The sequence below is a fragment of the Altericroceibacterium xinjiangense genome (genome assembly GCF_003958635.1).
Classification (GTDB): domain Bacteria; phylum Pseudomonadota; class Alphaproteobacteria; order Sphingomonadales; family Sphingomonadaceae; genus Altericroceibacterium_A; species Altericroceibacterium_A xinjiangense.
Window position 1 is genome coordinate 1 of sequence record NZ_RSEK01000034.1, and the last position, 7,792, is coordinate 7,792.

A 7,792-nucleotide genomic window follows, 5' to 3' on the forward strand; every position below is an offset into this window, starting at 1 on the left:
GACGCACCGCCGGAAAAGCTTCTCAGGCCGAGGCACGAAAAATCGAAAACGCAAGGCGGCGCCCAGACCACGCTTACCGATCTACAACCGCTTTGCCCGCTAGAGCCGGCTCGGCGTGTTCGACAAGATCTTCGCTGCGCTCGCGGCGGGAAGCCCGACCGGCTGATGATGGATGCCACTCACCTGAAGGCACATCGGACAGCAGCCAGTCTGCTCAAAAAGGGTTTTTCCCGATGTATCGGACGCACGAAGGGCGGCCCGACGGACGAAGTTCATAGCACTGGTGTCTCCGCGAATATGATCAGCGGGTTACATCGCCCATGTAGCGTCGGCGGCTGAAAGCTGGCCATGCTTCACTTTCCACCCTGCATAGAAACAGCAATAGGAGGCAACAGCCATAGCCAGCGAGCCCAAGCACGCTTGCGACCACCGCGTTTACCGCTGGCGCAAACGGCAGTACCGCCATTGCCGCGAACCAGACGAGCACAATCGGCACCTGTGCGAGGAGCGAACCCGCGGCCGCCCTTATCACCGGTACCAGAGTCGACCCCACCAGGCGATTTAGCGCAACCTGACGAACGATGACGCTCAACAGCACGTTGAACACCACGGCGGCTGCCGCACCCTCGATGCCGGCAACATAAACCCCAATCACGAGCGCAGGCGCTAGCAGCAGCGTGGATGTACCCACCGTGATGGCAAATTCTAAGCCAGGCCGTCCCAGCGCCTTGAAAGCGGTAGAGGTGGTGCCGCCAAGTGCCGATAGCATCACAGATAGTGCTAGGAGCTGAAGTGTCGGCCCCATGCCGCGCCACGTCTCCCCCAGTACTTCGGGGAGTACGATTGGTCCTGCCAGCGTCAGTGTAATCATCAACGGCATTATGATGAGTGCGTTCACTGACATGGTGCGCACGATATAAAAGCGAACTGCACCATAGTCGTTCTGGAGTGTCGCATATTGCGTGAACATTACGCGGTTGAGAATGGACGTGAGATGCAGCCGCAACACATCGGTGATGTAGAAGGCCAATGAGTAGAGGCCGACCTGATTTTGCGTCAGCACGCGGCCGAGCACGATTATGTCCAGGTTCTTGGCTACGGCATTGAACGCATCATTTGCGAACACCAGCCCACTGTAGCCGATCATTTCACGAAACGCGTTGCGGCTCAGTTTGAAGCGCGGGCGCCACTCGCCCACCCACCGCATCATGATTGCCAGAAACACTTGGGCGGAGACGATCTGCACCACTAGCGCCCAGACATTCTGATATAGCGCGAGCACCACGCCTGCCACGACAAGGCTGAGTAAGGTGGAGACGATCCGCGCAATCGTTACCGCTCGATAATCACGCGCACGGAACAGCAGCGCGCGCGCAATGCTTACGGCCGGCGTGAACAGGAAGGAGACACCGATCACAGCAGTTACCAGCCCCACGCGCTCACTGCCGTAGATCCACGCGGCGAGAGGAGCGATTACCAGCAGGTTGATTGCGAACAGCCCGGTAGAGACGAGAGTCGATGAGGCGTAGGCCGTATCCACCAACTCGCGCGTGAAGCGATCCTCTGAGCGCTGGATGATCGCTGCCGCCATGCCGAACTCATTGAACACCTGAACGATCGCAAAGGTGGTGAGCGCGAGGGCGAAGACGCCGAATTCAGCCGGCGCGACGAAGCGTGCCACCACCAGCCGAAACAGGAAGGCGAGACCCGAGGAAAAAAGCGTATCCGCCGCGGTCCACGCCGCGTCTCGTTTTAATGAGGGCGTGCGATGCGGCTTCGCCGAGACGGGGTCTGCCGCCGCAGCTGGACGAATGTCGGGGTCCACCAAATTAGCCATGATTCACCCGATGTCGTTCCACCTGTGCACAGATACTGCGGTTCGATCGTGGGTGGACGCGAACGGTCCGAACCGCAACGGGTGTTGTACTGCGCACCATCCTCCCGTGCACTAATCGAAACGACCGTAGCAGGCGCTCGAGAATTTGAGCACCCCTGTAAAGCTGTCGAGGTGTTAGTGCGCAGCCATCACCGGTTACGTCCACCTGCCCCATTCTACCGACCGCCCCACTGAAGGGTCTGTATTGTTGCCTCTGGTGCCATAGTCATCCGCAGGTGGAGCAAAATGGAACGTGGTCCATCTTCAGACCGCCACATTCCTTGCACCCGCGGTAGTAGCTTTACTCGGTAAGGCCAATCCGCAGCAGCATCGAAAAATTTCTGACGATGCCGTGCCCCGTTGCCACCCGCCGTTTCGGGCAATATGGACCATGCCGCTGACCATCCGGTCGGTGAAGCTTATGGGGGAGCATGGCCGTTGTCGCGTTACGCGCCTGAACGGAAGCGGCGTCGTCTGTACCGGGGCACCGGCTGTCTGATGCTAGCAGCCGGGATCGCTGGTGGGGTCGCAGGCAGCGCATCCGCCCAGACCACGCCATCCGCCCAGCCAATAGCCGAACCCGTGGTAGGCCAGGTGTTCGCCCAGCCAATAGCCGAACCTGTGGTAGGCCAGGTGTTGGTCACGTCGCCGCTAAGCACCACTGTGGTCGACAACCAACCACGCTTCACGCTCGTGCCCAGTGTCCGCGCGGTGTATGATACCAATGTCCTGCGCCACGTCGATCTAGACGGCGGCTCACGCAATAATGTGCGCGTGACGCCGGGGATTGACCTTGACTACCGTCGATTGTTCGGGCGCGTCGCGCTCGGCGTCAGCGGGTCCGCAGGCTATGACTTCAATAGCCGCTTCGGCTTCCTGGATCAGAGCCGGATAGACTTCAACGGGTCGGCTCGGGCACCGGTGGGCGCAATCTGCTCGGTTAAAGCAGAGGCGAGCTACGATCGGTTCCGCTTCGATTTCGACGATACGCAGGCCGCGGGGGCCACCTCGACCACCCAGGTCTATAGCGCGACCGCGAGCTGCGAGCGCGGGGCAGGCTTTTCTCCAGTGGTCGGGATTACCTATCGGACGCTCGACAACAGTCGAGCAAGCTACTTCAATTACGAGCAGTATCTCGGGAACCTGGGCATCGCTTATGCCCAGCCAAGCGTTGGCACCGTGACGCTGAACGCCACGGTCGCGCAGCTCCGTCGTCCTGATATCGCCGAACTGACTGGCTTTGAAGACGATACCGACGTCTATAGTCTATCCCTTGGCCTCGATCGGTCAGTCTCGCCCCGCGTCCGGATTAGAGCCGCCGCTGGCGTGACTAAGGCCGATCCACAGCGTGCCAGCGTCCCCAGCTTCTTTGGCGCATCCTACAGCGGCCAAGTGGAATGGCTGCCGAATCCCCGATTTACTGTTGCGGGGACGGCTGTTCGGCAGGTGACCAACCAGAATGGCTTTAGCGCCACCTATGTCATCCGGGAGGATTACACGCTGGCCGCTGGGTTGAAGGTCAGTGCTAAGAGTCGGATTAGCCTGACCGGCAATCACACTCAGCGCGAGTTCCGCGGCGACGACCTGATCCCCTCCTTGCTACCGATCCGTGCAGACCGGTCTAACGCCGTACTCGCCAACTACAGCTATGACCTATCCCGCCGGCTGCGTGTGGGCATCACGCTGGGCCACCGCTGGCGCAATGCCGACAATCCGGTGTACAATTACAAGTCGACCGTGCTGTCGAGCTCGATCGGCGCACATTTTTGATGAGCAGGAGGAGATATACCATGCGCTTTCGTGCCTTGATCGCCGCCGCCGCGCTGCCGCTCGGTGCGAACGCCCCCATCCAGGCCGCCGCCGCCCAGGCCGCCGCGCCGATGAGCGTGGCCGGCCCAATGCAGCCGAGCGATGGCTACAAACTCGGAGCCAATGACGAGGTGGAGGTGACGATCTACGGCCCGAACCAGCAGCAAAATCAGGTGGTCCGTACGCGAATCAAGGAAGACGGCACAATCACGCTGCCCTTCCTGGGCACGGTGCAGGCGCGCGACCGCACCGCGCGCCAACTCTCTGAGCACATCACCGACCAGCTTCGCTCCGGCGGCTATTTCACCAAACCGTCGGTTAACGTCGACGTGACGCAGTATGTTAGCAACGTCGTGACCGTGTTCGGCCAGGTCGGCACCCCCGGCATCTATCCGCTCGATCGGCCACAGACGGTCGGCATGGCTGTGGCACGTGCTGGCGGCGGTCGTCCCGACGGCGCCGATTACGTGGTACTGCACCGCCGCGGCGATCCGGCCGAGCACCACATCTCCTTTGCTGACCTGACCGGCGACTGGAGCACTGCTACCGTGGTCCAAGCGGGCGACACGCTGTATGTCCCCACCGCCCCGATCGTGTTCGTTTATGGCCAAGTCAATTCGCCGGGTTCATTTACCGTCCGCAGCGGTATGACACTACGGCAAGTTCTCGCCCGTGCCGGCGGACCGACTCTAGCGGGCACGCAGAAAAATATCACCATCTACCGCGGCGACCAGGAATTGAAAAAGGCGGAATTGGATAGCCCAATTCAACCTGACGACACGATCTATATCCACGAACGTTTCCTGTGATCATCGGCACTGCTTCGCGCGTTGATCGGTCGCCCCCCGTCGCGGGCGAACATGCCTTGTAGACATTTTGCCTCATAACTGATGGTGCGGTTTTGATTGGCGCCGGGAAGCGCAGAAATGTCCACTAAGAAGTGGCCCATGTTTTGATCTTCTCCCGGCCGGATTGGTCGGGATCCAAAAGATTGAGCGGCGCCCTGTCGCCGGCAAGAAAACCACTTTCAGCTGGAGACGGCGGGGGGGGGGCACGCCCCCCCATTACATCATATCGATGCCTGCTTCGCTACAGCATCCGGTATGCCTTGAAGAGGGCGCGGCACAGCGGTTTAGGACCGCACCCGCGCCAGCACCCGGGCTGCGACACCGCTCTGCACCTGTAGTTGCCGCCCATAGCGCAACGCGGTCGACGGCGACGACCAGCGCAGCGTGAGGGCAATGCCGGCACCATCCTCTCCGGCCGCGAACAGATCCTGTGTGAGACCGACCCGTAGCGAATGGGTTGAGAGCGCGGCGATCGCCGCGTCGAGATCACCGGCGCCGATTTCGACCAGTCCGGCCTGGGCTGCAGCCAGCGCGACCCGGCGATAGATGCCGGTGACACCTTGGCGAGTGAGAGCTGCAGGGCCGACGGTGAAGGTGACGAGCAACGCTGCCTCGTCCGAAGTCTCTCCCCAGCGCGCATCGGCGATCTCCTTGGCTCGCTGGCGGCGGCGATCGACACCAACCCGGCGAAACAGCACCCCCTCAGTGATGCCACTTTCATCACGCCACGCGGCGACCCGGCGCATCGTATCGGCCGATAGCCACGCCCAAGCGCCTAAGCCCTCCTGGTCGGTCTTGGAGCGAGGCAGGTGGAGCAGGCCGGTACCATCACCCTGCGGGCGCAGGTCACGAACTTCAACTGCGGTCAGTTCGCTGACCCGGAGGCCAGCATCGTAGCCAAGCGAGAGCAGCGCGGCATCACGTATGCCCTGCAGGTCGCCACTGCATGCCGCGAGCAGCGCACTGAGGGTGAAGCTGCTACCCGCGCCTAGTGCTCCACCGAACCGCAGCGGCGCAGCTTGGCGCTGGGCCGCGCCCTTGCGGCGGCGGTGTGCACGCAGGGCATTGCGGACCATTGGAGCCGCAGTCGGCAGCTGGTCCCCGCCAAGATTCAGCAGCCGGTGCACCGTGGCGAGACTGGCGATCCGTCGCGCTAGCGTCGCCGGTTTCTTGCCGTCGGCCTCAAGCGCACGGAGATAGCGCACCAGATCCTCGGGCTCGGCGGGCAGCGGCCGGCGGCGCTCGCCGCCGCACCAGACGAGCCAGCAGTCGAGATCGGCGGCGAGTGCCAGCTTGGAGGCGGGCGCCATTGCTTCCATCCCGGTTTCAAGGCCAATGGCGCTGACCGGCGGCAGGTCGGCGGGCGCGGCTTGGGTCAGTGCGGTCAGTAGCCGTTCGTCGGGCGTTGGACTTGCGTCACCCATGTTATGGCGCGAGCGGCGGAGCGGCAGCGGACCTGTCGAGCGCACCACCAACACAGCGCTAGAGGCCGATGATGATGCTACAGAATACTTCTTAGGGAGGTTTTCCTCAGAAAGAGCGGAGTGGCCGATATGTGGCAGATTTTCTCTCATGCACTCCCCGGCGCTATTCGCGTCCTGGTTGGCCCCCTGTGGCACATCGTCCATATTATGGCTCACACCCTGCTCTAATTCTGTTCTAGCCAATAAACGCGCTATTCTTACCATAATGTCCGATTATGGAAAGTGTTGCGAGGCGTTATGCCGCATGTGACGTACTTTGCCACGTTATCCAATCTATGGCACGCACTGGACCACGTTGGATTATGAATTCACCTGTGGTACCACTTACCATCTTATCAACCAAAAGAGGTTCAGTGCTAGTATGCCCACTAAAGTAAACATAACCCCTAATGGGCGCATGAGCCTACCAGCAGACATTCGGAAACGTCTCGGCCTTGTTGACGGCGGTTCAGTCTATCTTGATGAGACTGACGAAGGCGTGGTCCTGCGCACCGCTGCCCAGGCCGTGACGCGCGCACAGGCATTGGCCAAGCGCTACACCGACGGCAGCCCGGATGCTGCGGTTGAAGCCTTTCTCGCGCGGCGCCGTGAGGAGAGCGGAGAGTGAGCGAGGTCGTGCTCGACGCCTCGGCCCTCCTCGCGATGCTCAAGGGCGAGCGTGGCGCCGCCAAGGTCGCAAATGCCATCGCTGGTGCGCGGATCAGTGCCCTAAACTATGCCGAGGTAGTCGGCCATTTCGTCCAAGCCGGTATGCCCGAACGCGAAGTCGACGCCATGCTCGATCCGCTGCCGATGACAATCGTACCCGTCGACAAAGCGCTCGCTCGACTTGCTGGACGCCTGCGCGTTGTCACCGCTGAGGCGGGGCTGTCGTTGTGCGATTGCATCTGTCTCGCGCTCGCGCGTCGCGACGGTTTGCCCGCGTGGACTAGTGATCTGCATTGGAAAACGATTGCCGACGCAGCCGAGGTCAAGGTGGTAGTTATCCGCTAATCGCCGCACGTTCCCGCGGGGCGACGGGCCTGATGAAGCGCTGATGCGATCCCGAAATTAGATGAAAGCCATCAATGCCGATCCGACCTGAACATCGTTGGCTATACCCAATTGATTGGCGTGAACTGTCTGCCTTTATCCGATTTCAACGTGCCAAAAGTCGCTGCGAGCACTGCGGCCGCCCCCACGGGGTTAGGGTCCGTCATCTCGGTGATGGTCGTTGGTACGATGACGAGCGTCAGTGCTGGCGCGATGAGCGCGGCAAGCGTGTGCGCGGGCTCGCATCACCGGACCGCCGCCCCAAGCAGCTGCGCATGGCCGAACTTGCAGGCGAAGCCGTGCTTCCGTCTACGCAGGTGGTGCTCGCCACCGCGCACCTCGACCACAATCCCGGCAACAACCATCAGCGCAATCTGGCAGCTCTTTGTCAACGCTGCCATCTGGCGCATGATCGACCAGAACATCGTCGTCAGCGCCGAATGACGCTTTTCCGGCGCCGGGCTTTAGGAGATCTATTTCTAGGCGCTTACCGGTAGCGGGCCGGACCTACTGCTGGATGCAGGACGCTTCACAGTCGCAAAAGCATGAGGCGGAGCGGTCGGCCAAGGACCTCCAGGCCAGAGGCAAGAAAGACGCTGATTAGGTTCGGCTGCTAGGCTCAGGACTCATTGCGGCAACCAGAAGATGACGGTCGCGGCGATGCAGATCGCGGACATGAAGGTGTGGGCGCAGCGGTCGTAGCGGGTGTGGATGCGGCGCCAGTCCTTGAGCTTGCCAAACAT

At 61.5% G+C, this 7,792-nt stretch carries 7 protein-coding genes and 1 pseudogene; 4 read left to right on the forward strand and 4 right to left on the reverse strand.

The genetic code is table 11. The features are described from left to right. Positions 1-301: 301 nt before the first annotated feature. Positions 302-1,837 carry a lipopolysaccharide biosynthesis protein gene (locus ELY13_RS14295; RefSeq protein WP_126174576.1) on the reverse strand — a complete coding sequence of 512 codons (1,536 nt, stop codon included), beginning with the start codon at positions 1,835-1,837 and terminating at the stop codon, positions 302-304. Positions 1,838-2,260: 423 nt separating this feature from the next. On the opposite strand from ELY13_RS14295, the gene ELY13_RS14300 reads away from it, so the two are divergent. Together ELY13_RS14300 and ELY13_RS14305 are read left to right on the forward strand one after the other, a co-directional pair. Next, positions 2,261-3,646 (forward strand): outer membrane beta-barrel protein, encoded by a 1,386-nt coding sequence (locus tag ELY13_RS14300; protein WP_126174577.1) that lies wholly within the window; start codon positions 2,261-2,263, stop codon positions 3,644-3,646. A gap of 20 nt (positions 3,647-3,666) precedes the next feature. Continuing rightward, on the forward strand, positions 3,667-4,494 hold the full coding sequence (locus ELY13_RS14305) for an SLBB domain-containing protein (RefSeq protein ID WP_126174578.1): 828 nt from the start codon (positions 3,667-3,669) through the stop codon (positions 4,492-4,494). A 323-nt stretch (positions 4,495-4,817) separates the two neighbouring features. Here the strand turns inward: ELY13_RS14305 and ELY13_RS14310 are convergent, their stop codons facing one another. Further along, positions 4,818-5,957, reverse strand: coding sequence for a tyrosine-type recombinase/integrase (locus tag ELY13_RS14310; RefSeq protein WP_126174579.1), 1,140 nt, complete (start codon positions 5,955-5,957; stop codon positions 4,818-4,820). A 421-nt stretch (positions 5,958-6,378) separates the two neighbouring features. Here ELY13_RS14310 and ELY13_RS14315 point away from each other — a divergent pair, with 421 nt between their 5' ends. Both ELY13_RS14315 and ELY13_RS14320 read left to right on the forward strand, forming a co-directional pair. Then, entirely contained in the window at positions 6,379-6,624 is a 246-nt protein-coding gene (locus tag ELY13_RS14315) for an AbrB/MazE/SpoVT family DNA-binding domain-containing protein (protein ID WP_126174582.1), read from the forward strand. After that, positions 6,621-7,010: a type II toxin-antitoxin system VapC family toxin gene (locus ELY13_RS14320; protein WP_126174580.1), complete on the forward strand. Its 390-nt coding sequence runs from the start codon at positions 6,621-6,623 to the stop codon at positions 7,008-7,010. The genes ELY13_RS14315 and ELY13_RS14320 overlap by 4 nt, the downstream gene beginning before the upstream one ends. Positions 7,011-7,294: 284 nt before the next feature. Here the strand turns inward: ELY13_RS14320 and ELY13_RS15110 are convergent, their stop codons facing one another. Both ELY13_RS15110 and ELY13_RS14330 read right to left on the reverse strand, forming a co-directional pair. Continuing rightward, complete coding sequence (locus tag ELY13_RS15110; protein ID WP_164549835.1) at positions 7,295-7,474, reverse strand: hypothetical protein; 180 nt, start codon at positions 7,472-7,474, stop codon at positions 7,295-7,297. Positions 7,475-7,675: 201 nt separating this feature from the next. Further along, positions 7,676-7,792 (reverse strand): annotated as a pseudogene (locus ELY13_RS14330) (IS5/IS1182 family transposase); the annotation flags it as partial.